Consider the following 25,361-nt stretch of genomic DNA (forward strand, 5'->3'; position numbering starts at 1 on the left):
TTCAACCGTACGACCTTAACCACCCCAAGGAAAACACCATGAAAATCATCACACTTGTACTCTCCGCTTGCCTGTTGATCTCCGGTACCGCCTTTGCCCAGGACGCCATGAAGAAAGATGGCATGGCAATGGACGGCATGGCCAAGGACGGCATGATGAAGAAAGACCCGATGGCCAAAGACGGCATGATGAAGAAGGACCATATGGAAAAAGACGGCATGATGAAGAAAGACCACATGGCCAAGGACGGCATGATGAAGAAAGACGGGATGGCCAAGGATGGCATGATGAAAAAAGATGAGATGGGCAAGGATGGCATGGCGAAGTAACGCATCCGGGTAGTCGGCTTATGTAGAATCCGACTATCCACATGCATAAAAAATCGTTTTCGTTACTCGGTACGGATGCAATGATCGCGCCTCGATAGTTGGATCGGTAATAACGAGGCGTCAATGACTACTGCAGCAACCTCTCTTCCCGGCCGGGCATCCGCATTTCGCGTGATGCCCGGCTTTAATTTGTCGCTCGGGTTCACCGTGTTTTACCTGAGCCTGATCGTGCTGCTGCCGTTGTCGGCGGTATTCCTGAAAACCTTCGGCATGACCTGGGAAGCGTTCTGGGGCGCCGTCAGTTCCGAGCGCGTGGTGGCGTCCTATCGGCTCACCTTTGGCGCGGCGCTGATCGGCGCGTTGCTCAACGTGCTGTTCGGCGGGATCGTCGCCTGGGTGCTGGTGCGCTACGAATTCCCCGGCAAAAAAATCATCGATGCACTGGTCGACCTGCCGTTCGCGCTGCCGACCGCGGTCGCCGGTATCGCGCTCACCGCGCTGTATTCGTCCAATGGCTGGCTCGGGCGTTATCTCGAACCGCTCGGCATCAAGGTCGCATTCACGCCGCTGGGCATCATCGTGGCGCTGACCTTCATCGGTTTGCCGTTCGTGGTGCGCACCGTGCAACCGGTGCTGCAGGATGCTGAGCGCGAACTCGAAGAAGCCGCCGCCAGCCTCGGTGCCTCGCGCTGGCAAACCTTCATCCGCATCATCATGCCGACGATTTTGCCGGCCTTGCTGACCGGTTTTGCGCTGGCGTTTGCGCGTGCCACCGGCGAATACGGCTCGGTGATTTTTATCGCCGGCAACATGCCGATGGTGTCCGAAATCACGCCGCTGTTGATCATCACCAAGCTCGAGCAATACGATTACGCCGGCGCGACAGCGATTGCGACGGTGATGCTGACTGCCTCATTCGTACTGCTGCTGACGATCAACCTGTTGCAAGCCTGGACCCGCAAGCGCGGCCAGTCGGAAAGGATTTGACATGGCGGCAACCCGGATTTCCTCTACCGTCGAACCGGCATGGATACGCTGGACGCTGATTGGCGTCGCGCTGACTTTCCTGACGCTGTTTTTGTTCGTGCCGCTGGTGGCGGTGTTTGTCGAAGCCTTCAAGAAGGGCTGGGAGACCTACCTCGCGGCGGTCGTCGAGCCGGATGCGCTGTCGGCGATCCGCCTGACTTTGCTGATCGCGGCGATTGCGGTGCCGCTGAACCTGGTGTTCGGCGTGGCGGCTGCGTGGACGATTGCCAAGTTCGAATTCCGTGGCAAGAACATCCTGCTGACGCTGATCGATTTGCCGTTCTCGGTGTCGCCGGTGATTTCGGGCCTGATCTACGTACTGCTGTTTGGTGCGCAAGGCTGGTTCGGACCGTGGCTGCAAGCGCATGACATCAAGATTTTGTTTGCCGTGCCGGGCATGGTGCTGGCGACGATCTTCGTGACCTTTCCGTTCGTGGCGCGCGAGCTGATTCCGCTGATGCAGGCGCAGGGCAGCGAAGAAGAAGAGGCTGCGCTGGTGCTGGGCGCGTCGGGCTGGAAGACCTTCTGGCATGTCACGCTGCCCAATATCAAGTGGGGTTTGCTGTATGGCGTGATCCTGTGTAATGCCCGGGCCATGGGCGAATTCGGCGCGGTGTCGGTGGTGTCGGGCCACATCCGCGGCGAGACCAACACGATTCCGCTGCAGGTCGAGATCCTCTACAACGAATACAACTTTGCGGCTGCCTTTGCCGTCGCCTCGCTGCTGGCCTTGCTGGCACTGGTGACACTGGCACTCAAATCATTCATCGAATGGCGCTTGCAGGACAGCGGCGCCCATCAACCGGAAGGACATTAATCATGGCCATCGAAGTCAGGAACATCCATAAGCGTTTCGGCAATTTCATCGCCCTCGATGACGTGTCGCTCAATTTCCCGGCTGGAGAATTAACTGCACTCTTGGGGCCGTCCGGCTGCGGCAAGACCACGCTGCTGCGCATCATCGCCGGCCTCGAACAAGCCGATCGCGGCCAGGTGCTGCTCGATGGCGAAGACGCGTCGGCGCGCCATGTGCGCGAGCGCCAGGTCGGTTTCGTGTTCCAGCATTACGCGCTGTTCAAGCACATGACCGTGTTCGAGAACATCGCCTTCGGCTTACGCGTGAAGCCGCGTGCGACCCGTCCGTCCGAAGCGCAGATCCGCGACAAGGTCAAGAGTTTGCTTGAGCTGGTGCAGCTCGACTGGCTGGCCGACCGCTTCCCGCCGCAGCTCTCCGGCGGCCAGCGCCAGCGCATCGCATTGGCCCGGGCGCTGGCGGTTGAACCGCGCGTGCTGCTGCTCGACGAGCCCTTCGGCGCGCTCGATGCGAAGGTGCGCAAGGAGTTGCGGCGCTGGCTGCGCCGCCTGCATGACGAGCTACAGGTGACCAGTATTTTCGTCACGCATGACCAGGAAGAGGCGCTCGAAGTGGCCGACCAGATCGTCGTCATGAACAAGGGCGTGGTCGAGCAGATCGGCGCACCGAAGGATGTCTACAACCATCCGGCCTCGCCATTCGTCTATGGCTTCCTTGGCAACGTCAACCTGTTCCAGGGCCGCGTGCATGAAGGCGTGCTGGAGTCCGGCGGCGTCACCTTCGATGCGCCCGATCACGCACTGGCGCAGGACGCGTCCGGAGTCGGTTTCGTGCGGCCGCATGACATCGAGATTGATCGTTATTCAGTGGGTGCCGAAGGCATCGTCGCAAAACTGCGCCGCGCTCACGCGATCGGTCCGCTGGCCCAGCTTGATCTCGAACGCGACGACAACGGCGAGATGATCGAGGCGGTGATTCCGAACGAGCGCTTCATCCAGCTCAACCTGAAAGAGGGCGAGACACTGGTGGTGCGGCCGAAGCGCTTGCGCGTGTTTGTCAATGAACCGGTCGACGAATCGCTATGAATTTCCAGCAGCTGCGCTCGATCCGCGAAGCCACCCGTTGCAACTTCAATCTCACTGAAGTAGCCAATGTGCTGTTCACGTCGCAGCCCGGCGTGAGCCGGCAGATCAGAGAACTCGAAGACGAGCTCGGCGTCGAGATTTTCGAGCGCAACGGCAAGCGCCTGACCGGCCTGACCGATCCCGGCAAAGGCATCCTCGACATCGTCGAGCGCCTGCTGATCGAAGCCGACAACCTGCGCCACGCCAGCGCAGAATATGCCGGCAAAAAGAGCGGCACGCTGACGGTGGCGACCACCCACACGCAGGCGCGCTATGTGCTGCCGCGCGTGGTGCAGGCGTTCCGCGCGGCCTTCCCGGAAGTGCGCATCGCCTTGCAGCAAAGCTCGCCCGAACACATTGCCGAATGGGTCCTGTCGGGCAAGGCCGATGTCGGCATCGCCACCGAAGGCCTGAGCCAGTTCGACGAACTGGTGTCGTTCCCGTGCTACGCGTGGAATCACGCGATCGTGGTGCCGGACGGTCATCCGCTATTGGCGCTGGCTAGCGTGTCCTTGCAGGATTTGGGCGCGTACCCGTTGATCACATACGACGTCGGCTTCACCGGGCGCGGCCATATCGACGACGCGTTCCGGCAAGTCGGCATCGCCACCGACATCGTCCTGACAGCGATGGATTCGGACGTGATCCAGCAGTATGTCGCGCTCGGCATGGGTGTCGGCATCGTCGCCTCGATGGCAATTGAAGCGAGTCAGCGCAATGGTCTCAAGGCGATTTCCGCAGGCCATCTGTTTGCACCGAACGTAACGCGATTGGCCGTCCGGCGCGGGGCCTACCTGCGCTCGTACACGCGCGACTTCATCCTGCAATTTGCGCCGGAGCTGACGCGGGCGGATATTGATGAGGCGATGAAGCACGGGGGGTGATGTCGGCTTATTCGTCCTGACAAAGCCTTTTTGCGCAGGTCAGCACGACATTGATTCAGACAAAACATTCTCTACACCGTGTGTAGAGAATTGGGCTGGAGCCATTTTCACGCGCACTTACAAGTGCTTGCGCTATTGCCCCGGATTCGTGATCTCTTTGTGGATCACATTGATTGCGGCAATCACCTCGTCGCTCAGCACGACCGTGTGCGCGTCGATGTTTTCTTTGAGTTGCGCCAGGCTGGTCGCTCCGATGATGGTCGAGGCAACGAACCAGCGCGAGTAGCACCACGCCAGCGCCAGCGCGGCGGGCGTCATGCTCTGCTCGGCAGCCAGTGCAGCATAGCGGCGTGCGGCGGCAATCACGGTCGGGCGTAAATAGCGCGGGCTCCAGGTCGGCGGGAAAATCGTCAGCCGGCCGCTGGCTTTCGCATCGTTCAAGTATTTGCCGGTGAGCTGGCCGAACGCCAGCGGGCTGTAAGCCAGCAAGCCGACCTGCTCGTGGAAGCAGACTTCGTCGAGGGCACCTTCGAAACTCCGGTTGGCCAGATGGTAGCCATTCTGGATCGAGACGATGCGTGGCGTGCCGTGCAGTTCGGATTGCTTGATGAATTCGCTGACACCCCAGGCGCTTTCGTTGGACACACCGATCTGGCCGATCTTGCCTTCCTTGATCAGCTCGCCGAGCACGGCTAGCGTCTCGGCGACCGGCGTGCACGGACGTTCGGCTTCCGGATTGAATGCCAGCTGGCCAAAAATCGGCACGTTGCGGCTTGGCCAGTGCAACTGGTACAAATCGATCCGGTCAGTTTGCAGCCTCTGCAGGCTGGCATCGACGGCGGCACGGATGTTGACTGCATCATGGTTGCTCTTGCCACCGCGAATCCAGTGCATCGCCGGATTCGGGCCGGCAATTTTGGTGGCCAGCACGATGTCGTTGCGGCGGCCGGATTTTTTTAGCCAGGTGCCAATGAAGCGTTCGGTGGAACCCTGGGTTTCGGCGCGCGGCATGACCGGATACATTTCGGCGGCATCGATGAAATTGATGCCGCGTTCTAGCGCGTAATCGAGTTGTGCGTGCGCTTCGGCTTCGCTGTTCTGTTCGCCGAAAGTCATCGTGCCGAGGCAGATGGGTGTCACCTGCAGATCGCTGCTGCCGAGCCGGATTTTTTTCATGAGTTCCCTTTGAGGGCGCTGGCGCATTCGCGCACCAGTGCCGGACCGCGATAAATCAAACCGGTGTAAAGCTGGACCAGCGCGGCACCGGCATCCTGTTTTTCCTTTGCATCGACACCTGACAAAATGCCGCCGACACCGATGATTGGTACCGTATCGCCGAGTTCGGCTTTCAGGGCGCGGATCACGGCGGTCGACAAATCTTTCACCGGTGCGCCCGACAAGCCGCCGGCTTCGTCGGCATGCGTCATATCTTTGACGGCTGCGCGGTTAGTCGTGGTATTCGTCGCGATGACGCCGTCGATGCCATGGCGAAGCAGGGCGGCGGCAATGGTCTTGATCTGTTCGGTGTCGATGTCAGGCGCGATTTTCAGGGTCAGCGGCACGTAGCGGCCATGCTGGTCGGCCAGTCGCTGTTGCGCGCTCTTGAGTTGCGACAGCAAGGCATCGAGCTCGTCGGCACCTTGCAGCTGGCGCAGGTTCTTGGTGTTCGGCGACGAGATGTTGACGGTCACGTAGCTGGCGTACGGATAGACTTTTTCCAGGCAGATCAGGTAATCCCCGGCGGCGCGTTCGATCGGCGTATCGGCATTCTTGCCGATGTTCAGACCCAGGATGCCGGTCTTTTCCTGATAAAAACGCGAGGCTTGCACGTTGCGCACGAAGGCATCCGCACCACCGTTATTGAAGCCCATCCGGTTGATCAGTGCGTTGGCTTGCGACAAGCGGAACATGCGTGGTTTCGGATTGCCCGGTTGCGCGCGCGGCGTGACGGTGCCGACTTCGATGAAGCCGAAACCGAGCGCGGCGAGGCCGTCGATGTAGGCGCCATCCTTGTCGAGTCCGGCGGCCAGGCCGACCGGATTCGGAAAACGCAAGCCCATCACGGTGCGCGGATCGGCGGCGGGTTTCGGGATCAGGCCGGTCAGGCCGAGCGCGGCGGCGCGGCGCAAGGTCGGTAACGTCAGGTTGTGGGCGTCTTCGGCATCAAGCAAAAAGAGGAGCGGGCGGGCGGCAGCGTAGAGAAGTTTGTCGGACACGGGTCAGGTCAGGAAAAAGTAAATGGATGGGAATAATGGGGCGTGTGGTCGCGTCAGAGTCGCGCCCAGACACCGAGTCGCAGCGCTTCGAGCGGTTTGAAATTGACCTTGTAGGCCATCTTTGGACTAGCTTCGATCCAGTAGCCCAGGTAGACGAAGGGCATGCCCAGCGTTTTGGTCTGCTCGATTTGCCACAGCACGTTGTAAGTGCCGAACGACATGCCTTCGATGTCGGGTTCGTAAAACGTATAGACCGAGGACAGGCCATCATCGAGGACGTCGATGATGCTGACCATGCGCAGCGTGCCATCGTCTTCGCGGAATTCGACCAGTCGCGTGTTGACTTTGCTTTGCAGCAGGAACTGTGCGTACTGGTCGCGACTGTCCTGGTCCATGCCTCCGCCGGCGTGGCGTGCGGCCTGGTAGCGCAGATACAGGTCGTAGTGTTCGTGGCTGTAGGCGAGTTTGGTGACGGCGATGGTCAGGTGCTGGTGCTGCGCCCAGGCGCGACGCTGGCTGCGGTTGCGCTTGAAGGCATTGACGTCGACGCGTACCGGCGTGCAGGCCTGGCAACCGTCGCAATAAGGGCGATAGGTGAACACACCGCTGCGCCGGAAACCGGTCTTGACCAGTTGCGAATAGACATCTGCATTGATCAGGTGCGACGGCGTGGCGACTTGCGAGCGGGCTTGCCGGTCGTCCAGATAGCTACACGGATACGGTGCCGTGGCATAAAACTGCAAGGTGGAAAACGGCAGGTCTTTAAGGTGCGTCATGAGAATTCTGGCCTGTTCGCGTTGCCGCTGATGATAAATCGACGGGTGCCCAGTGTTCGATCTGCGGTTGCGCGATAGCGTCGCGCAGATGCCGGAGGAACGCGGCACGGCTGATCGGCGTGGCTCCCAGGGAAGCCAGGTGCGCCGTTTCCTGCTGGCAGTCTATCATCGAAACCGACTGGCTTTTCAGGAAGCCAACCAGATGGGCGAGGGCGATTTTGGACGCATCGGTGACGCGCGCGAACATCGATTCGCCGTAGAACATGCGACCGATGCTCACGCCGTAGGCACCGCCGACAAGTTCGCCATCACGCCAGACTTCTGATGAATGGGCGTAGCCAAGACGATGCAAGCCGCAGTAACCGGCAACGATATCGTCGCTGATCCAGGTTCCCGGACCGTCGCGGCGCGGCGCAGCGCAAGCGCGCATGACGTCTTCGAAGGCAGAGTCGAAGCGGACTTCCCAGCGGCTGTCGCGCGCGACCTTGCGCAGGGTTTTTTTCAGGCTGTCAGAGACAACAAAGTGCGCAGTCTGCAGCACCATGCGCGGGTCAGTGCTCCACCACAGGATGGGCTGACCCTCGGAAAACCACGGAAAGATGCCCTGCCGGTAGGCTTGCAACAGCCGCTGCGGCGACAGATCGGCACCCGCCGCCAGCAAGCCGGGCGCGCCGTCAGCGTCGACCAGCGCCTGTCCGACATCCGGAAACGGCTCGTCGCGATCTAGCCAGGGGATGTTCACTGCCGTCGTATCCGCTTAGCTGGCTTGCATCGGTTTCAGGATGTCCCGGGCATGGAAGCCGAACTGACCACCTTCACGGACCTTGCGTAGATCAGCGAAAAAGAGTACGAGCGTGAGGCCGACCGTCGGAAAGGCGATGTCGTCCCAGGGGATTGTTGCCTCGGAAAACAGTTGGACTTCCAGGCTTTCGATCCCGGCCACGTAATCAAGATCGAGCAGCGTGGCGCGATAGAACAGATGGACCTGATGTACGTGCGGCACATTCATCATCGTGAATACGTCGTGCAGTTCGATGCGCGCGCCGGCTTCTTCTTCGGTTTCGCGTTGTGCCCCGGCGGCAGTAGTCTCCGCGTTTTCCATGAAACCTGCCGGCAGAGTCCAGTAACCCATCCGTGGCTCGATGGCGCGGCGACACAGCAGTACCTGCGCGTCACCGGCCTGATCCCATACTGGAATGGAGCCAATGACCAGCTTTGGATTCTGATAATGAATCACGCCACATCCGGAGCAGACGTAACGCAAGCGGTTATCGTCGGGAGGAATCAGTAGCGTGACGGGTTGCGCACATTCGGAGCAGAAGTTCATGGCTTGTCGCTTAGTGAGGAGGGGAGGTACGTGAGTCGGTGCCGGTGCAGTGGGGCAGGCGGTGTCAGAGTGTATCACTGCAAAATGCCGGCCGAAGTCGTTGCAATGTGCTCCGATAGGCTGTATATTTCGTGCCATCAGACGCGGGGTGGAGCAGTCTGGCAGCTCGTCGGGCTCATAACCCGAAGGTCACAGGTTCAAATCCTGTCCCCGCAACCAAGTCTCTTTCAGCAGCACCAAATCACAACGCACAATAATGACTTCCCGCTCATCCGCCATCTCCATGGTTCGAGCGACGGAACGCAAGATCAACGGGTTCTCTGACCTGCAATCATTCGCATGATTGCCGTTGAATATAAAACGACTACACGCTGACACGATAAAAAGCCGGACAACAATTATTAATGAATACCGCTGAGGCGAAAAAAGTCCTCGAAACAGCCCTTTTGTGCGCGCATGAGCCATTGTCCATTTCTGCGCTGAAAAAACTGTTCGTTGATCCCGATGGTCGTGGCGATGACGTCGGCGCTGATACTATCCGTTCGTTGCTCGAGCAACTGCGCGGCGACTGGGCTGGCAAGGGGATCGAAGTGGTTAGCCTGGCGACCGGCTGGCGTTTCCAGAGCCGCCCGGAAATGAAAATTTATCTTGAACGCCTTAACCCCGAGCGGCCGCCGAAGTACTCGCGTGCGACCCTCGAGACCCTGGCGATCATTGCGTACCGACAGCCCGTGACGCGCGGCGATATCGAAGAAATCCGCGGCGTGGCGGTCAATTCACTGACGATCAAGATGCTTGAAGAGCGCAACTGGGTAGAAGCCATCGGGCATCGTGATGTGCCGGGACGGCCTGCCTTGCTGGCGACTACCCGGCAATTTCTTGATGACCTCGGGCTGGCGTCGCTGGACCAAATGCCGCCTCTGCAGCAGGCCCTCAAGGGGGCTGAGCAGGAAGGCTTGCTGGAGCAGATACAAAGCCTGGATGCCGGCCTGAAGTCCTGGGTGGAGCGCGATGGTGCTCCGCGGTTCTCCGTAGTACCGCATTCCGAATCAACCGAATCAACCGTAGCGCCGGCAGCGTCACTGGGTCAGGTCGTAGTTCCTGACGAAACGCATGTCCCTGACCCGATGGCCGACACCTTGTCGGTCGAGCACAATAAAGAATCCAATAATGAATCCGCCTAAGCCGAACGACGACAGCACGATCGATGCCACTCCTGCCGCATCTGCCGAACCCAAAGTGCCGCGCAAGCGCACTCCGCGCGCAAAGCCGCCGGTTCAGGCAGGCGCTGAGGCGTCCGACGCGCCGGCAATTGCTACGGTAGCGAGCGCCGCGCCGGAAGCGCCGTCGCTGTCGCTGTCGTCGACGCCGGATGCCGCCGCTGCGCCTCGGCGTAATGTGCGCGGTCCGCGCAACCTGCGACGCACCCGGGATCCGGTCGAACGTAATGCTGTCGCGCAGGACGGCGCGGCAGTCGTTGCGCAGGAAGGCGTTTCTGATCCGGTTCAGCCGGCACAGGTCCGGCCGCCGCGTCAGCATGCCCCGCGTGAGGCGCGTCCCCGTTCCAATGAAGATCGTCCGAAAGGACAGGGCGGTGCCCAGAAGTCACGTCAAAAGACACCTGCCGGCAACGCACCGCGCAATGCGCCGCGCGGTACTGACGCGGATTCGGTGTTTTCTTTTGTGACTTCGGCAGCGTTCGATGATTCCACCGGTGAAGAGTCAGGCAATGGTCGCTCGCCAGCGCCCAAGGTCGTACGTCGCGACCTGACGGCCGATGATGACGCGCCTAAGCTGCACAAAGTTCTGGCCGAAGCCGGACTTGGTTCGCGTCGCGACATGGAAGAGCTGATCATCTCGGGGCGCGTCTCGGTCAATGGTGAGCCAGCCCATATCGGTCAGCGCATCCTGGCGCAGGACCAGGTCCGCATCAACGGCAAACTGATCCAGCGCCGTGTTAGCAAGAAGCCGCCGCGCGTTCTGGTGTACCACAAGCCGGCCGGTGAAATCGTCAGTCATGATGATCCCGATGGTCGCCCATCCGTCTTCGAGCGCCTGCCCAACATGAAGGCCGGTAAATGGCTGGCGGTGGGTCGTCTCGACTTCAATACCGAAGGCTTGCTGTTGTTCACCACCTCGGGTGACCTGGCCAATCGACTTATGCACCCGCGTTATAACATCGACCGCGAATACGCCGTGCGTACATTGGGCGAGCTCGAAGAAGGCATGCGCCAGAAGTTGCTGGCTGGTGTTGAGCTCGACGATGGTGTCGCCCAGTTTTCGCGTGTTGCCGATGGTGGTGGCGAAGGTGTCAACAAGTGGTATCGCGTCACGATTGGCGAAGGCCGTAACCGCGAAGTGCGCCGGATGTTCGAGGCGATCGGGTTGACGGTATCGCGCCTGATTCGTACGCGCTACGGTGCGATGGTGCTTCCGCCTAACCTCAAGCGTGGTCGCTGGGAAGAAATGGACGAGCATTCAGTGCGGGATCTGCTGAAGATCAGCGGTCTCGAAAAAACCGTCGGCAAGAGTGAGCCATCGCGCGGTCGCAGTGATGAACATGACAGCGAAGGCGGCGTCAATGGCAATCGCATCGAGCGTGCGCCCGCGACGGCGCGCCATAGCGCACCAAACGGCAACCGTGCCAATGCGCCGGAGCCGGGTCAATGGCAAGGCAAGGGTCGCAGTGGTCCGGCGCGTGGTCCCGGTGGTTTCGCCGGTCAGGGTCAGCCACGCGGACCGGGTGCCTATCCGGCGCAAGGGCAGGGCGGACAAGGTCAGGGCCGTGGTGCGCCAGCCAAGCCGCGCAGTCGTCAGCCGGATCCGATGCAAACCGCGCTCGGCTTTCCGGGTATGGGTCAGCCGCGTCGCTCGAACGGGCCGCGCAGTCCGGGTCAGGGCGGTCAGGGCGGGCAGGGTCGCGGTGGCCAGAGTGGATTTGGTGGTGGTCAAGGCGGCAATCAGGGTGGCGGTCAAGGCGGTTTTGGTGGTAATCAGGGCGGTCCCGGCGGTCAGCGACGTCGTTCGCGCGGTTGATGCGCGGCGACTGCGAAGCTGAAAAAAACCTGTTTCATGCAGCGGTTCCGGCACCTTGTTTCGCCTGATTTCATACCCGAAATCAAGCGACTTCAGCATTGCAGCGCACAAAGTAATGGACTATACTGCGGCAGTTATTAAAATCGTCGAAAAGCCTGCGCACGTACTTGTACGCAAATAAAAGCTACCGGCGAAGCAGAATTGTAAGATGGGCATCTGCCCATTTTTTTTTTGTTAAACAGATTGTGTCGATCGTGCTTGCATGGCAGCGGACTGGTTCTGCTGCTCAATTTGGAGAATCGCCTTGCAGTTGCTGGAATTAATAGAAAAAACAGTGGTTGGCATGGAGTATGAGCTGGTCGATTTCGAGCAGGCCGCACGCGGTCTGCTGCGCGTGTACATTGACTTTCCTCCCGAGCAGGCCGCGCGCGGCATGATTACAGTCGAAGACTGCGAGAAAGTCACGCACCAGTTGCTGCATGTGCTGACTGTCGAAAATGCGGTCTACGAGCGTCTTGAGGTTTCCTCTCCCGGTCTTGACCGGCCGCTGAAGAAGCTGGCGGACTATCTGCGTTTCGCCGGCATGGAAGCGATCGTCAAGCTGCGCATGCCGATGCCGGGCGCTGCCAACCGGAAGTCATTTCAGGGCGTGTTGCATGCCCCGGAAGGCGACCAGATCAAGCTCGAATTTGAAGGAAAAGAAGGGTCGGCGATGCTGGAGTTTACGCTCGCCGATGTGGACAAGGCACATTTGGTGCCGAAGGTGGATTTTAGGAGTCGCAAAGCATGAGTCGCGAAGTTTTATTGTTGGTTGATGCGCTGGCGCGCGAAAAAAATGTCGACAAAGATATCGTCTTTGGCGCTCTGGAGCACGCGTTGTCCCAGGCGACCAAGAAACGCTATCAAGGTGATGTCGACATCCGGGTAACGATCGATCGTGATACCGGACTGTTCGAATCGTTCCGCCGCTGGCATGTCGTGCCCGATGAAGCCGGGCTGCAATTGCCTGACCAGGAAATCCTGCATTTCGAAGCGCTTGAGCAAATCAGCGACATCGAAGTCGATGACCACATCGAAGAGCCGATCGAGTCCGTTGATTTTGGCCGTCGCTTTGCTCAGGACACCAAGCAAGTCGTGTTGCAACGTATCCGTGACGCCGAGCGCGAACAGATTCTGCAAGACTTTCTCGACCGCGGCGATTCAATGGTCACCGGCACGATCAAGCGCATGGAGCGCGGCGACGCAATCGTTGAATCCGGCAAGATCGAAGCCCGCCTGCCGCGTGACCAGATGATCCCGAAAGAGAACTTGCGTATCGGGGATCGCGTCCGCGCTTTCATCCTGCGGGTTGACCGCAATGCACGTGGTCCGCAAGTAATCCTGTCGCGCACTTCGCCGGAATTCATCATGAAGCTGTTTGAGCTTGAAGTTCCCGAGATCGAACAAGGCTTGCTGATCATTAAGTCGGCAGCCCGCGACGCCGGTGTTCGCGCCAAGATTGCCGTATTCACCAGTGATAAGCGCATCGACCCGATCGGTACCTGCGTCGGCATGCGCGGCTCCCGCGTTCAGGCCGTCACCGGCGAGCTCGGCGGCGAACGCGTCGACATCGTGCTGTGGTCCGAAGATCCGGCGCAATTCGTCATTGGTGCACTGGCGCCGGCGAACGTGTCGTCGATTGTGGTCGATGAAGAAAAACATGCGATGGACGTCGTGGTCGACGAAGAAAACCTGGCCATTGCGATCGGTCGTGGCGGACAGAACGTCCGTCTGGCAGCAGAACTGACCAACTGGCAAATCAACATCATGACGGCCGAAGAGTCCGCCAGCAAATCCGCCAATGAGACTGCCGCGATTCGCGCGCTGTTCATGGAAAAGCTCGATGTAGATCAGGAAGTCGCCGACATCCTTGTCGATGAAGGTTTTGCCAGCCTCGAAGAAATCGCTTACGTGCCGATCAGTGAAATGCTGGAGATCGAATCGTTCGATGAAGACACTGTCAATGAGCTGCGCACCCGCGCCCGCGACGCCCTGGTCACGGAAGCGATTGCTTCCGAAGAAGGTCTCGAAGGCATGGATGATGCGTTGGCCACGATGGAAGGCATGGACCGGGTTACCGCCGGCAAGCTCGGACTGGCTGGCGTGAAAACGCTGGCAGCATTTTCCGGTTTGGCCTACGACGAGTTTGGCGCGATCCTGGCTTTGCCAGCAGACCGCGCACGGCAATTGATAGACGATGAATTTAAAGATGTGACCGATGAAGAGATGAAGCTCATCGATGCCAAGTACGATGATCGTGTCAAGGCGCTTCAAGCCAAGGCATGGAACCTCGCGGAAGCCAAATGATCCGAGAAGTTCGATTATCATCTACCGCGCCACATAGAAAAGAGGACTGAATGGCGAGTAACAACGTAGCCCAATTTGCGACCGAGTTGAAGATGCCGGCTGACCTGCTGCTGACTCAGCTGCGCGCTGCTGGCGTAGAAAAAAATACGACCGAGGATGTGCTGTCGAATGAAGACAAGAACAAGCTTCTTGATCATCTGCGACGTGCGCATGGCTCCGTTGCGGCCAGCGAAGCAAAGAAAATCACCTTGACCCGCAAGGAAACAACCGAGATCAAGCAGGCTGATGCCACAGGGAAGTCACGCACCATTCAGGTCGAAGTCCGCAAGAAACGTACTTTCGTTCAGCGTGATGAAACACCGGTCGCGCAGCCTGCCGTGGTTGCAGCGGTCGTGCCAGTCATTGACGAGGCGGAAGTTGCCCGTCGTGCCGACGATGCCCGTCGCCAGGCCGAGTTGATTGCGCGTCAGGAAGCCGAGTTGCGCGAAAAGCAGGAACGTCTTGCCAAGCTTGAAGCGGATAATCTGGCACATGCCAAGGCCGTGCAAAAGGCGGAACTTGATGCCCAGAAAGCCGCCGCTGCGGAGGCTCCCGTTGTAATCGCCAAGCCGGATGAATCAGTGATCGAAGAGAAGAAACGGTTAGAAGCCGAAGAAGCGAAGAAGAAATCCGCCCAGCTGGCGAAGGATGCTGCCAGGGAAGCCGCCGAAAAAGCCGCTGCCTCGGACAAGGCCCGTCAAGCTGTCGCCGATGAAGTCGCCCAGATCAAGGCGATGATGAGCGCGCCGCGTCGGGTGATCAAGGCACCGGAGCCAGTGGCACCGGTCGTCGTGACCAAGGTTGCTGAAGGCACGTTGCACAAGCCGGCTGACAAGAAGCCGGGTGAAAAGAAAGACGACAAGAAGCCAGCCGTTGCGGTCGACAAGAAGGCCATCAAATCAGCCAATGTCTCGTCGACCTGGCAGGACGACGCCAAGAAACGCGGCGCCGGTATCAAGACCCGCGGCAATGCCGGTGGTGGTCGCGATGCATGGCGCGGTGCCAAGGGTCGCCGTCCGTCGCACGGCGGCGCGGATGATCGCGAAACGAATTTCCAGGCCCCGACCGAAGCGGTCATCAAGGATGTGCTGGTGCCGGAGACGATTACCGTCGCCGAGCTGGCCCACAAGATGGCAGTCAAGGCCTCCGAGGTCATCAAGCATCTGATGAAACTGGGTCAGATGGTCACGATCAACCAGGTACTCGACCAGGAAACTGCGATGATCCTGGTCGAAGAGATGGGCCACACCGCCCATCCTGCGAAGGCCGATGATCCGGAAGCATTACTCGAAGATGGCGTCGAACACGCCGATGCAGAACTATTGCCACGTGCTCCTGTGGTGACCGTCATGGGTCACGTTGACCATGGTAAAACCTCGCTGCTCGATTACATCCGTCGCGCCAAGGTCGCCTCCGGTGAAGCCGGCGGTATCACCCAGCACATCGGTGCGTATCACGTCGAGACACCACGCGGCATGATCACCTTCCTCGATACCCCGGGTCACGAAGCCTTTACGGCCATGCGTGCCCGCGGTGCGAAAGCAACTGACATCGTCATTCTGGTGGTTGCCGCCGACGATGGCGTGATGCCGCAAACCAAGGAAGCGATTGCTCACGCCAAAGCTGCCGGCGTACCGCTGGTCGTCGCGATCAACAAGATCGACAAGCCGGGTGGCAATCTGGATCGTGTCAAGCAGGAACTGGTCACTGAAAACGTCTTGCCGGAAGAGTACGGTGGCGATTCGCCATTCATCTCTGTGTCCGCCAAAACGGGTCAGGGTATCGATGACTTGCTCGAAAGCGTGTTGTTGCAGGCTGAAGTGCTCGAACTGATGGCGCCAATCGCGTCGCCAGCCCGCGGTCTGGTGATCGAGGCGCGCCTCGACAAGGGACGCGGTCCGGTCGCAACAATTCTGGTGCAATCCGGTACTCTGCGTCGCGGTGACGTGGTGCTGGCAGGTTCGGCCTACGGCCGCGTTCGGGCCATGCTCGACGAGAACGGCAAAGCGATCAACGAAGCTGGTCCATCGATTCCGGTCGAGATCCAGGGTTTGACCGAAGTGCCGATCGCCGGCGAAGAGGTCATGGTCATGCTCGACGAGCGCAAGGCGCGTGAAATCGGCTTGTTCCGTCAAGGTAAATTCCGCGACGTGAAGCTGGCCAAGCAGCAAGCCGCCAAGCTCGAGAACATGTTTGATAATCTGGGCGAAGGTGAAGTCAAGAACCTGCCAATGATCATCAAGACCGACGTGCAGGGTTCGCAAGAAGCGCTGGTGCAGTCGCTGCAAAAGCTGTCGACTTCCGAAGTCCGGGTTCAGGTCGTGCATGCCGGTGTCGGTGGTATCACCGAGTCCGACGTCAACCTCGCCGTGGCATCGAAAGCCGTCATCATCGGCTTCAATGTCCGCGCCGATGCACAGTCGCGCAAAGTGGCCGAATCGAACGGTGTCGACATTCGTTACTACAACATCATTTATGATGCGGTCGACGAAATCAAAGCCGCGATGTCGGGCATGTTGTCACCTGAAAAGCGCGAGCAATCCCTGGGTCTGGTCGAAATCCGCCAGGTTCTGCTGGTCAGCAAGGTCGGCGCGATTGCCGGTTGCTACGTACTCGAAGGCCTGGTACGTCGCGGCGCGTCGGTCCGGCTGCTGCGCGACAACGTCATTCTCTGGTCGGGCGAGATCGATTCGCTCAAGCGCTTCAAGGATGACGTCAAGGAAGTCAAGTTCGGCTTCGAGTGCGGCCTGACCTTGAAGAACTTCAACGACATCAAGGAAGGCGATCAACTGGAAATCTTCGAAGTCCAGGAAGTCGCGCGGTCCCTGTAAGACAGTTTGTGAACATGCGCAGGCCTGCGTGGCTGCGCGAGTATCCGACCTTCACGGTCGGGTCTCGCGCGGGCACACAGGCCTGTACTATTTGGGGCAGCCCATTTGCAGTACTTCGACCGGCCGGCGTTGTTCCGCCGTCGAATCTATCGAGTCATCATCATGGCAAAGCACAGCAAAACCATTCCCGTCCGCGGTATCCGCGTGGCCGACCAGATTCAGCGCGACCTCGCTGAAATCGTCGCGTATGAACTAAAAGATCCGCGCGTTGGCATGATCACCGTCACCGAAGTCCAGCTCACGCCGGACTACGCGCACGCCAAAGTATTTTTCACGATGCTCAGCGATGACAAGGAAGCGATCAAGAATACCGTCACCGGCCTGAAGATTGCCTCCGGTTTCATTCGCGGTCAGCTTGGTCGTCGCCTGCATGTGCACACGCTGCCGGAGCTGCATTTCGTGCACGACACGTCGACCGCGCGCGGCATGGAATTGTCGAAGTTGATCGATGAAGCCAACGCGACCCGTGCCAAGGATGACGATCAGGCGTAAGCCCGGTCGGATCCGGCATCACGATGGCAACTTTTCCACCCCGTAAAAAACGCGTTCCGGTGCATGGCGTGCTGCTGCTCGACAAGGCAGCAGGGCACTCGAGCAACGATGCGCTGATCAAGGCCAAGCGCTTGTTCAATGCCGAGAAGGCCGGTCACACCGGTACGCTAGACCCGTTCGCGACCGGCTTGCTGCCGCTGTGTTTCGGCGAAGCGACCAAGTTCGCACAGGACTTGCTCGAGGCCGACAAGACCTACGAAACCGTGGTGCATCTTGGCTTGCGCAGTGATACCGGCGACACCGAAGGCCAGATTCTCGAGACCTTGCCGGTGGATGTGACGCGGGCGCAGATCGACGCCGTGCTCGAAAAATTCCGTGGTCCTATCGATCAGGTGCCACCGATGTATTCGGCCCTGAAACGTGACGGCAAACCGTTGTACGAATATGCACGCGCCGGCATCACGCTGGAACGCGAAGCGCGTCCGGTAGTGATTCATTTGCTGGAGTTCGTCCGTTACGAAGCGCCTTTTCTGACCTTGCGTGTGAGCTGCAGCAAAGGCACTTACATCCGCGTACTCGGCGAAGACATCGGTGCGGCGCTCGGTTGCGGCGCTCATCTGAACGCGTTGCGCCGGACCCGGGTGGGCGATCTGGTATTGGCCGATGCAGTCACGCTCGAACAGATCATGGCCTTCGCGGAAGACCAGCGCGGCACCATGCTCGCGCCGGTCGATGCCTTGCTGGCGAGTTTTCCGCTGCTGTCACTGACCGATGAACTGGCGCGCCGCTTCCTGCACGGACAGCGCCTGTCGCTGGGCAAGGAAGCCATTGCGCTGCCAGCGACCGAAGGCAGGGTGAGAGTGTTCCGGGAGTCCGATGCGTGCTTGCTGGGTACTGGCCTGATGCAGGAATTCGGCGTACTGGCACCGGAGCGTCTGGTTTCTACAGCAACGTGAACATGATGGCGATGTCACTGAAAAGTCATCTGCCATTGTGCGGTTCGTGCAGCGCAACATGTTAGAATGCACGGTTTTCGAAATTACACACTCATCTCTTGACGCTTCAGGCTCGAAGCAAGCACCCCAACCAGCACCAAACGAGCACTGAGCAAGAACGAACCACGCAAGAATTCAGCCCGAAAAGATCATGTCAAATACAAAACGCGCCATCCGTAACATCGCCATCATCGCTCACGTTGACCATGGCAAAACCACCCTCGTTGACAAGTTGCTGCGTCAGTCGGGTACCTTCCGCGATAACCAGCAAGTCGATGCACGCGTGATGGACTCCAATGACCTCGAAAAAGAACGTGGCATCACGATTCTGTCGAAAAATTGCGCCGTCGAGTATGAAGGCACTCACATCAACATCGTTGACACCCCGGGCCATGCCGACTTCGGTGGTGAAGTCGAGCGCGTCCTGTCGATGGTCGACAGTGTGCTGCTGCTGGTCGATGCACAGGAAGGTCCGATGCCGCAAACGCGTTTCGTGACCCGCAAGGCACTGGCGCTGGGCCTGAAGCCTATCGTTGTCGTCAACAAGATCGATCGTCCGGGCGCCCGTCCTGAATGGGCCATCAACGCCACCTTCGAATTGTTCGACAAGCTCGGTGCGACCGAAGAGCAACTCGATTTCCCTGTCGTGTTCGCTTCCGCACTGAACGGTTATTCGAGCCTCGACTCGACCGTCCGTGACGGCGACATGAAGCCACTGTTCGACGCTATCCTGCGCCACGTGCCAGCGCGCGAAGATGACCAGGACGGTCCGCTGCAGCTGCAAATTTCTTCCCTTGATTATTCGTCGTACGTCGGCAAGATCGGCATTGGCCGCATCACCCGCGGTCGCGTGCGCGGCCTGCAAGACGTCATCATCATGGACGGCCCGGACGGCGTGCCACGCAAGGCCCGCGTCAATCAAGTCCTGAACTTCAAAGGTCTCGATCGCGTGCTGGTCGACGAAGCCGTTGCCGGCGATATCGTCCTGATCAACGGTATCGACGAACTCGGTATCGGCACCACGGTGTGCGCTCCTGACATGCCGGATGCATTGCCGATGCTGACCGTCGACGAGCCAACCCTGACGATGAACTTCATGGTCAACAACTCGCCACTGGCTGGCCGTGAAGGCAAGTTCGTCACCAGCCGTCAGTTGCGCGAGCGTCTTGACCGCGAACTGAAAGCCAACGTTGCCTTGCGCGTTGCGCCTACCGACGACGATACGATTTTCGAAGTCTCGGGTCGCGGCGAATTGCACCTGACCATCCTGATCGAAAACATGCGTCGCGAAGGTTTCGAGCTGGCGGTTTCGCGTCCGCGCGTCGTGTTCAAGATGGTCGACGGCGTGCGTCATGAGCCGTTTGAACTGCTGTCGGTTGATGTCGAAGAAGTCAACCAGGGCGGCGTCATGGAAGAGCTGGGTCGTCGTCGCGGCGATCTGCAGAACATGGAATCCGATGGTAAAGGTCGCGTGCGTCTTGAATACCGTATCCCGGCCCGTGGCCTGATCGGTTTCCAGGGCGAGTTCATGACCCTGACCCGCGGTACCGGCTTGATGAGCCATATTTTTGACGAGTACGCACCGGTCGACAACACTCGTGGCGAAATGGCTTCCCGTCGTAACGGCGTACTGGTCTCGCAAGATGACGGCGCTGCCGTTGCCTACGCGCTCTGGAAACTGCAGGATCGCGGCCGTATGTTTGTGGTTCATAACGACCCGGTGTACGAAGGCATGATTATCGGTATCCACTCCCGTGACAATGACCTGGTCGTCAACCCGATCAAGGGCAAGCAATTGACCAACGTGCGTTCGTCGGGTACCGATGAAGCCGTGCGCCTGGTCCCGCCTATCCAGATGTCGCTGGAATACGCTGTCGAATTCATCGATGACGATGAACTGGTCGAAATCACGCCGAAGAGCATTCGTCTGCGTAAGCGTTACCTGAAAGAAGCTGACCGCAAGAAAGCATCGCGCGACGCGTAATTTACCGTGAACGGATCGGACTTCAGGTCTGATCCCTTGCATCGAATTTGCAATGAGCCCGTCGGGTTCCTGCTGCCTTCACCGGCAGTATGGATCCGGCGGGTTTTTTACTTCGGGAGCCTTATGTTTTCGCTGTTGAATCACCGCCGTGCCGTCTTGCTGATGATCATTGCCGCTGTCTTGTGGAGTAGCGCTGGCGTCATGACGCGCCAGCTCGACGCGGCGCGCGGCTTTGAAGTGACCTTCTGGCGCAGCTTTTTTGCTGCCGTGTTTGTGGTGGGCGCATTGCGGTGGCAGCAGCGCGGCCGCGTGCTGACTAAGCTGCGCAATCTGGGACCGGTCGGGCTGGTGTCCGGTGCGATGTGGGCTACGATGTTTTGCTGCTTCATGATTGCATTGACGATGACCACGGTTGCCAACACCCTGATCGTGCTCAGCGTCGCGCCGCTGCTGACCGCCTTGCTAGCCTGGCTGTTGCTGCACCAGCGCATCGCGTCGCGTACCTGGCTGGCAATCGCGGTGGCCTGTGTTGGCATCGGGTGGATGTTTTCGAGTGGTGTCTCGCACGTTAGCGGTACCTCGTTAATCGGCATGGGGATCGCGTTTGGCGCACCGCTGGCGGCCTCGGTTAATTTTATTTTGCTCAAGAAGGCCGGGGCGCAAGTCGATCTGATTCCGGCTGTGCTGGTGGGGGCCACTTTATCGGCATTGGCGATGTTACCGTTCAGCTGGCCGATGCAGGCATCGCTGCATGATGTCGCGATCCTGGCCGGCCTCGGATTTTTTCAGCTCGGGCTGCCGTGCATGATGGTAGTGACGGCATCGCGGGCGTTATCGGCGCCGGAAATGTCTTTACTGGCGTTGGTCGAGGTATTGCTGGGCCCGGTCTGGGCCTGGCTCGGTGCCGGTGAAATCCCGGCAACCGACACACTGGTTGGCGGCGCGCTGGTGATCGCCGCACTGGTGTTCAACGAGCTGGTCGCATTGCGTCGACCAGCCGCGGTTGCCTGAAATCAGACCGTCATTTCTTCGACATCCGGCACGGTCTTCTGGCTCTTGAGGATTGCGCCTATCGCACCGAATAGCTGATCGATCTGCGGCTTGTCGATGATCAGCGGTGGCGACAGCGCAATGATGTCGCCGGTGGTGCGGATCAGTACGCCTTTTTCCCAGAAGGCTTTCAGAAACACATCGAACGCACGCATGCCCGGCTTGCCGGCGACGCCATCGAGTTCGATGCCGCAGACCAGGCCGAGGTTGCGGATGTCTTTCACGTAGGGCAAGCCTTTCAGGCTGTGCGCCGCCTGTTCGAAATACGGTGCCATCGCGGCGGCGCGCTCGAACAGGTGCTCGGATTTATATACGTCGATGGTGGCCACCGCTGCAGCCGCCGCCAGCGGATGGCCGGTGTAGGTATAGCCGTGATAGAACTCGATCGCATTTTCGGGGGCCATGCTCATGAAGGTGTCATGGACATCCTGGCGCACGATGACCGCACCCATCGGCACCGTGGCGTTGGTCAGGCCTTTGGCGCAGACGATCATGTCCGGCACGACGCCGAAATAATCGGCACCGAACGGCGTGCCGAGTCGCCCGAAGCCCGTGATGACTTCATCGAAGATCAGCAGGATGCCGTATTTATCGCAGATCGCACGGATCTTTTGCAGATAGCCTTTTGGCGGCAGGATCACGCCGGTCGAGCCTTGCAACGGTTCGATGATGACTGCTGCCACGGTGGCCGGATCGTGCAGCGCCAGCAGGCGCTGTTCGAGCTCGTCGGCCATCTCGGCACCATGTTCCGGCAAGCCTTTTGAAAACGCATTCTTGCTGATATCAAGCGGATGGCGCAGATGGTCGACCGCTGGCAAGCCGGGGCCGAAATGCTTGCGGTTGCCGGCAATCCCGCCGACTGAAATACCGCCGAAACCGACGCCGTGATAACCGCGTTCGCGGCCGATCAGCCGGTGCCGCATGCCATCGCCACGGACACGGTGATACGCCAATGCGATCTTCAGTGCCGAGTCGACTGCTTCTGAGCCGTCATTGCAAAAGAAGACCCGGTTCAATCCTTCCGGTGCCAGCGACACCAGCGCCGTGGCTGCCTCGAAGGCTTTCGGGTGACCCATCTGGAACACTGGTGCGAAGTCCATTTCGCCGGCCTGGCGGCGGATGGCTTCGGTGATTTTCGGATGACAGTGACCGGCATTGCTGCACCACAGGCCAGCGGTGCCATCGAGGATCTGGCGGCCATCGTCAGTTGTGTAATGCATGCCGGAGGCGGCGACCAGCATCCGCGGTTTGGACTTGAACTGGCGATTGGCGGTAAACGGCATCCAGAAATGGTCGGTGTTGAGCATGGCAGCAGGTCCGTGGGTGGTGAGGGAAGGCAATCATGGTAGTCCTGTTCGCGGGCAGGCGGGGGCGTATTTCGGGTTGCTTATGGGGCGTCGTCGCTACCGGCAAGTTCGCGCTCGATTTGTTCAATGCTGGGCAAGCTGGTTTGTAATTCCGCAGGCAAGGATTCCAGCAGCTTGTATTCGGCCACGCCGAGCGGCTGGGCAGTGTTGCGCAGCGCGTATTCAGCGACCACCTTGTTCTTGCTCGTGCAGAGCAACAGACCAATCGTCGGGCCGTCCTGCGGATGCTTGATCTGGGCGTCGACGGCAGTGAGATAAAACCCCAGCTGGCCGAGATGGTCCGGCTTGAACTTGCCGCCCTTGATTTCGATTACCACATAGCAGCGCAACTTCAGATGGTAGAACAGCAGGTCGATGAAGAATTCGTCACCTCCCACATCCAGCAGCACCTGTCTTCCGACGAAGGCAAAGCCGGCGCCCAGTTCCAGTAAAAAATCGGTGACATGTTTGATCAGGGCGATTTCGATCTCGCGTTCGCGCGCCTTGTCGGTCAGTCCCAGAAAGTCAAAACGGTAGGGGTCTTTCAGTGATTCGCGGGCCAGATCGGACTGCGGTTTGGGCAGGCTGGTACTGAAGTTGGTGACGGCAGCTCCTGTACGTTCCAGCAGTCGGGCGTCGATTTGCATGGCCAGAATATTGCGGGACCAGTTGTGTTCGATGGCTTTTGCGGCATACCAGCGGCGGGTTTCCGGACCGGGCAGTTTGTCCAGTAACACTAAATTGTGACCCCATGGCAATTGTGCAGCAGCTTGCTGCACAAATTGCGCATCCGGCCACGCCTCTGCAAAAGCACGCATGTACTTGAGATTGCGCGGTGAAAATCCTTTCATCTCCGGAAAGGCTGCGCGCAAATCCAGCGCCAGTCGCTCGATCACTTTGGCACCCCATCCCTGCGCCGCTTGCCGCGTCAGAATATCCCGTCCGATCTGCCAGTACAGCAGCACCAGCTCCCGATTGACCGCGAGCGTGGCGCGCTGTTGTGCGGTGTGGATGCGGCTTTTCAGTTCGGTGAGCCAATCGGTATAGCCCTCGGGAGGCGGTGTCAGACCAACAGCTTGATCGTTCATGGGTACTTTCCCTTCGTTGTCGGTTTTTCAGCTGGTTGGCACCGCCTTTGCAGCGGCGAGCCTGGATGACGTGCTGCCGATTCTCGGCAATGTGGCACCCGCTCGTCCGGCATATTGTCGTCACCGCTATGGAAGTGCTTGCAATCGTCCGCACATGTTGGTATCTGTGCTGATCGATTTTGGGTTTGCACCGCACGCGACCCAAAGAAATTTCTCTAATCATCCAATTCAAGTCAATGAAAACAAGCACGTACAAGAGCCGGCGCATCTCCGCCGCCCCGATGATGGATTGGACAGACCGCCACTGTCGCCTGTTCCACCGCCAGATTTCCCGCCACACCTGGCTCTACACCGAGATGGTCACGACCGGGGCGCTGGTCCATGGCGATGTCGCGCGGCACCTCGATTTCAATGACGAAGAACACCCGGTGGCGCTGCAACTCGGCGGCAGCGATCCGGCCGATCTGGCGCACAGTGCGCGGCTCGGCCAGCAGTGGGGCTACGACGAGATCAACCTCAATTGCGGTTGCCCGTCCGAGCGTGTCCAAAAAGGCGCCTTCGGTGCCTGCCTGATGGCCGAGCCGCAACTGGTCGCCGATTGCGTCAAGGCGATGCGCGATGCGGTGTCGATCGATGTCACGGTCAAGCACCGGATCGGTATCGACAAAAACGAGTCGTACGCCTTCATGCGCGACTTCGTCGGTACCGTCGCCGAGGCAGGTTGCACGACCTTCATCGTCCATGCCCGCAATGCCATCCTCAAGGGGCTGAGTCCGAAAGAAAATCGCGAAGTGCCACCACTGCGTTACGACGCCGTGTACCAGCTCAAACGCGAATTCCCCGACCTGGAAATCATCATCAACGGCGGCATCAAGACCGAGGCCGAAATCGACCTGCATCTGCAGCACGTCGATGGCGTCATGCTGGGACGCGAGGCCTATCACAACCCCTACCTGATGGCCGGCTTCGATGCGCGCTACTACGACGATCCAGCCACGCCGCGCACGCGCACCGAAGTGCTCGAAGCGATGCTGCCCTATATCCGCAGCCAGCTCGGCCCGACGCCCTCGATACCCTTGAAAGCCGGTCCGCGCCTCAATAGCATCACACGCCACATGCTCGGATTGATGGCCGGTTTGCCCGGTGCAAGGCATTTCCGGCAGACTTTATCGGACTCGAAACGGTTGGCCATCGGTGACGCGGGATTGCTGCTGGAGGCGATGGAAAGCATGCAGGTCCGTTGAAGAAGCAGACTTGAGCAGGATCAAAGGCAGCAAGAGCGATCACGCTACGCTGTCCGCAGGCCTCCCGCCTGTCGAAAACAGACTGCATTCCCGCGGTCTTTACCTTAAGGGAACATCAATGAAAGTGACTTCTTCTACCCTGACATTCGTAGTGACTGCAGCACTGGGCGCTGCCTTGCTGGGCGGTTGCGACCGCCGTTCGCCAACGACAGACCAGCCCGGTGCGGGCATGCCGTCCTCCGGCACACCGGCCAGTCCGCCGTCCTCGATGATGCCGAGCCCGCCGGCCATGCCAGGCGCATCGCCGCCGCCAGAAACTGGCAAGTAACGACGTCTAAGAATTTCAAGCAAGGT

General features: G+C 59.4%; 23 protein-coding genes and 1 tRNA gene. 17 read left to right on the forward strand and 7 right to left on the reverse strand.

All coding sequences use genetic code 11. The features are described from left to right. Positions 1-38 precede the first annotated feature (38 nt). The 5 genes from RHM62_RS06985 (at position 39) to RHM62_RS07005 (ending at position 4,177) form a co-directional block, all read left to right on the forward strand. Positions 39-329, forward strand: a complete 291-nt coding sequence (locus RHM62_RS06985; RefSeq protein WP_322124807.1) for a pentapeptide MXKDX repeat protein — start codon at positions 39-41, stop codon at positions 327-329. A gap of 123 nt (positions 330-452) precedes the next feature. Beyond that, the gene (gene cysT, locus RHM62_RS06990) at positions 453-1,316 is read left to right on the forward strand and encodes a sulfate ABC transporter permease subunit CysT (protein WP_322124808.1); all 864 of its coding nucleotides are present in this window, start codon (positions 453-455) and stop codon (positions 1,314-1,316) included. 1 nt (position 1,317) lies between these two features. Further along, positions 1,318-2,172: a sulfate ABC transporter permease subunit CysW gene (cysW, locus tag RHM62_RS06995; RefSeq protein ID WP_322124809.1), complete on the forward strand. Its 855-nt coding sequence runs from the start codon at positions 1,318-1,320 to the stop codon at positions 2,170-2,172. A gap of 2 nt (positions 2,173-2,174) precedes the next feature. Further along, complete coding sequence (locus RHM62_RS07000; RefSeq protein WP_322124810.1) at positions 2,175-3,254, forward strand: sulfate ABC transporter ATP-binding protein; 1,080 nt, start codon at positions 2,175-2,177, stop codon at positions 3,252-3,254. Further along, positions 3,251-4,177, forward strand: a complete 927-nt coding sequence (locus RHM62_RS07005; RefSeq protein ID WP_322124811.1) for a CysB family HTH-type transcriptional regulator — start codon at positions 3,251-3,253, stop codon at positions 4,175-4,177. Before RHM62_RS07000 ends, RHM62_RS07005 begins: the two co-directional genes overlap by 4 nt. A gap of 132 nt (positions 4,178-4,309) precedes the next feature. Here the strand turns inward: RHM62_RS07005 and RHM62_RS07010 are convergent, their stop codons facing one another. From RHM62_RS07010 to RHM62_RS07030, 5 genes are read right to left on the reverse strand one after another with little or no spacing between them, the layout of a single operon-like run. Then, on the reverse strand, positions 4,310-5,353 hold the full coding sequence (locus RHM62_RS07010; protein ID WP_322124812.1) for an aldo/keto reductase: 1,044 nt from the start codon (positions 5,351-5,353) through the stop codon (positions 4,310-4,312). Continuing rightward, positions 5,350-6,393, reverse strand: coding sequence for a quinone-dependent dihydroorotate dehydrogenase (locus RHM62_RS07015; RefSeq protein WP_322124813.1), 1,044 nt, complete (start codon positions 6,391-6,393; stop codon positions 5,350-5,352). The genes RHM62_RS07010 and RHM62_RS07015 overlap by 4 nt, the downstream gene beginning before the upstream one ends. A 53-nt stretch (positions 6,394-6,446) precedes the next feature. Then, entirely contained in the window at positions 6,447-7,169 is a 723-nt protein-coding gene (locus RHM62_RS07020; RefSeq protein WP_322124814.1) for an arginyltransferase, read from the reverse strand. After that, positions 7,156-7,911 (reverse strand): leucyl/phenylalanyl-tRNA--protein transferase, encoded by a 756-nt coding sequence (gene aat, locus RHM62_RS07025; RefSeq protein WP_322124815.1) that lies wholly within the window; start codon positions 7,909-7,911, stop codon positions 7,156-7,158. Before aat ends, RHM62_RS07020 begins: the two co-directional genes overlap by 14 nt. Before the next feature lie 15 nt (positions 7,912-7,926). After that, a complete protein-coding gene (locus tag RHM62_RS07030; RefSeq protein ID WP_322124816.1) occupies positions 7,927-8,496 on the reverse strand; it encodes an NUDIX hydrolase in 570 nt (189 codons plus the stop codon). Between the two features lie 142 nt (positions 8,497-8,638). Here RHM62_RS07030 and RHM62_RS07035 point away from each other — a divergent pair. From RHM62_RS07035 to RHM62_RS07080, 10 genes are all read left to right on the forward strand, one after another. Then, positions 8,639-8,715, forward strand: a tRNA-Met gene (locus RHM62_RS07035). Positions 8,716-8,900: 185 nt separating this feature from the next. Then, positions 8,901-9,680, forward strand: coding sequence for an SMC-Scp complex subunit ScpB (gene scpB, locus RHM62_RS07040; protein WP_322124817.1), 780 nt, complete (start codon positions 8,901-8,903; stop codon positions 9,678-9,680). Then, positions 9,667-11,532, forward strand: a complete 1,866-nt coding sequence (gene rluB / locus RHM62_RS07045) for a 23S rRNA pseudouridine(2605) synthase RluB (RefSeq protein WP_322124818.1) — start codon at positions 9,667-9,669, stop codon at positions 11,530-11,532. Before scpB ends, rluB begins: the two co-directional genes overlap by 14 nt. Before the next feature lie 304 nt (positions 11,533-11,836). After that, a complete protein-coding gene (gene rimP, locus RHM62_RS07050; protein ID WP_322125346.1) occupies positions 11,837-12,322 on the forward strand; it encodes a ribosome maturation factor RimP in 486 nt (161 codons plus the stop codon). Next, a complete protein-coding gene (gene nusA, locus RHM62_RS07055) occupies positions 12,319-13,878 on the forward strand; it encodes a transcription termination factor NusA (protein WP_322124819.1) in 1,560 nt (519 codons plus the stop codon). Before rimP ends, nusA begins: the two co-directional genes overlap by 4 nt. A gap of 50 nt (positions 13,879-13,928) precedes the next feature. Next, a complete protein-coding gene (infB, locus tag RHM62_RS07060) occupies positions 13,929-16,748 on the forward strand; it encodes a translation initiation factor IF-2 (protein ID WP_322124820.1) in 2,820 nt (939 codons plus the stop codon). 162 nt (positions 16,749-16,910) lie between these two features. Next, positions 16,911-17,300: a 30S ribosome-binding factor RbfA gene (gene rbfA, locus RHM62_RS07065; protein WP_009665751.1), complete on the forward strand. Its 390-nt coding sequence runs from the start codon at positions 16,911-16,913 to the stop codon at positions 17,298-17,300. Between the two features lie 23 nt (positions 17,301-17,323). Next, on the forward strand, positions 17,324-18,256 hold the full coding sequence (gene truB / locus RHM62_RS07070) for a tRNA pseudouridine(55) synthase TruB (RefSeq protein ID WP_322124821.1): 933 nt from the start codon (positions 17,324-17,326) through the stop codon (positions 18,254-18,256). Between the two features lie 190 nt (positions 18,257-18,446). Further along, positions 18,447-20,279 (forward strand): translational GTPase TypA, encoded by a 1,833-nt coding sequence (typA, locus tag RHM62_RS07075; protein ID WP_322124822.1) that lies wholly within the window; start codon positions 18,447-18,449, stop codon positions 20,277-20,279. A 123-nt stretch (positions 20,280-20,402) separates the two neighbouring features. Continuing rightward, on the forward strand, positions 20,403-21,290 hold the full coding sequence (locus tag RHM62_RS07080) for a DMT family transporter (RefSeq protein ID WP_322124823.1): 888 nt from the start codon (positions 20,403-20,405) through the stop codon (positions 21,288-21,290). A 2-nt stretch (positions 21,291-21,292) separates the two neighbouring features. On the opposite strand, the gene RHM62_RS07085 is transcribed toward RHM62_RS07080, so the two are convergent. Together RHM62_RS07085 and RHM62_RS07090 are read right to left on the reverse strand one after the other, a co-directional pair. After that, complete coding sequence (locus tag RHM62_RS07085) at positions 21,293-22,636, reverse strand: aspartate aminotransferase family protein (protein ID WP_009665755.1); 1,344 nt, start codon at positions 22,634-22,636, stop codon at positions 21,293-21,295. An 80-nt stretch (positions 22,637-22,716) separates the two neighbouring features. Beyond that, the gene (locus tag RHM62_RS07090) at positions 22,717-23,763 is read right to left on the reverse strand and encodes a PDDEXK nuclease domain-containing protein (protein ID WP_322124824.1); all 1,047 of its coding nucleotides are present in this window, start codon (positions 23,761-23,763) and stop codon (positions 22,717-22,719) included. 236 nt (positions 23,764-23,999) lie between these two features. Here RHM62_RS07090 and dusA point away from each other — a divergent pair, with 236 nt between their 5' ends. Both dusA and RHM62_RS07100 read left to right on the forward strand, forming a co-directional pair. After that, positions 24,000-25,007, forward strand: a complete 1,008-nt coding sequence (dusA, locus tag RHM62_RS07095; RefSeq protein ID WP_322124825.1) for a tRNA dihydrouridine(20/20a) synthase DusA — start codon at positions 24,000-24,002, stop codon at positions 25,005-25,007. A 118-nt stretch (positions 25,008-25,125) separates the two neighbouring features. After that, a complete protein-coding gene (locus RHM62_RS07100; RefSeq protein ID WP_322124826.1) occupies positions 25,126-25,335 on the forward strand; it encodes a hypothetical protein in 210 nt (69 codons plus the stop codon). The last annotated feature ends 26 nt before the right edge of the window (positions 25,336-25,361 follow it).

This window comes from Actimicrobium sp. CCC2.4 (assembly GCF_034347385.1).
GTDB lineage: Bacteria > Pseudomonadota > Gammaproteobacteria > Burkholderiales > Burkholderiaceae_D > Actimicrobium.

Coding starts and splice junctions, on each gene's coding strand:
- infB (WP_322124820.1), top strand. CDS start 13,929: ATGGCGAGTAACAACGTAGCCCAATTTGCGACCGAGTTGAAGATGCCG.
- RHM62_RS07090 (WP_322124824.1), bottom strand. CDS start 23,763: ATGAACGATCAAGCTGTTGGTCTGACACCGCCTCCCGAGGGCTATACC.
- RHM62_RS07000 (WP_322124810.1), top strand. CDS start 2,175: ATGGCCATCGAAGTCAGGAACATCCATAAGCGTTTCGGCAATTTCATC.
- RHM62_RS07100 (WP_322124826.1), top strand. CDS start 25,126: ATGAAAGTGACTTCTTCTACCCTGACATTCGTAGTGACTGCAGCACTG.
- rbfA (WP_009665751.1), top strand. CDS start 16,911: ATGGCAAAGCACAGCAAAACCATTCCCGTCCGCGGTATCCGCGTGGCC.
- scpB (WP_322124817.1), top strand. CDS start 8,901: ATGAATACCGCTGAGGCGAAAAAAGTCCTCGAAACAGCCCTTTTGTGC.
- rluB (WP_322124818.1), top strand. CDS start 9,667: ATGAATCCGCCTAAGCCGAACGACGACAGCACGATCGATGCCACTCCT.
- cysW (WP_322124809.1), top strand. CDS start 1,318: ATGGCGGCAACCCGGATTTCCTCTACCGTCGAACCGGCATGGATACGC.
- RHM62_RS07080 (WP_322124823.1), top strand. CDS start 20,403: ATGTTTTCGCTGTTGAATCACCGCCGTGCCGTCTTGCTGATGATCATT.
- truB (WP_322124821.1), top strand. CDS start 17,324: ATGGCAACTTTTCCACCCCGTAAAAAACGCGTTCCGGTGCATGGCGTG.
- RHM62_RS06985 (WP_322124807.1), top strand. CDS start 39: ATGAAAATCATCACACTTGTACTCTCCGCTTGCCTGTTGATCTCCGGT.
- cysT (WP_322124808.1), top strand. CDS start 453: ATGACTACTGCAGCAACCTCTCTTCCCGGCCGGGCATCCGCATTTCGC.
- RHM62_RS07005 (WP_322124811.1), top strand. CDS start 3,251: ATGAATTTCCAGCAGCTGCGCTCGATCCGCGAAGCCACCCGTTGCAAC.
- RHM62_RS07085 (WP_009665755.1), bottom strand. CDS start 22,636: ATGCTCAACACCGACCATTTCTGGATGCCGTTTACCGCCAATCGCCAG.
- RHM62_RS07010 (WP_322124812.1), bottom strand. CDS start 5,353: ATGAAAAAAATCCGGCTCGGCAGCAGCGATCTGCAGGTGACACCCATC.
- dusA (WP_322124825.1), top strand. CDS start 24,000: ATGAAAACAAGCACGTACAAGAGCCGGCGCATCTCCGCCGCCCCGATG.
- RHM62_RS07020 (WP_322124814.1), bottom strand. CDS start 7,169: ATGACGCACCTTAAAGACCTGCCGTTTTCCACCTTGCAGTTTTATGCC.
- typA (WP_322124822.1), top strand. CDS start 18,447: ATGTCAAATACAAAACGCGCCATCCGTAACATCGCCATCATCGCTCAC.
- nusA (WP_322124819.1), top strand. CDS start 12,319: ATGAGTCGCGAAGTTTTATTGTTGGTTGATGCGCTGGCGCGCGAAAAA.
- RHM62_RS07030 (WP_322124816.1), bottom strand. CDS start 8,496: ATGAACTTCTGCTCCGAATGTGCGCAACCCGTCACGCTACTGATTCCT.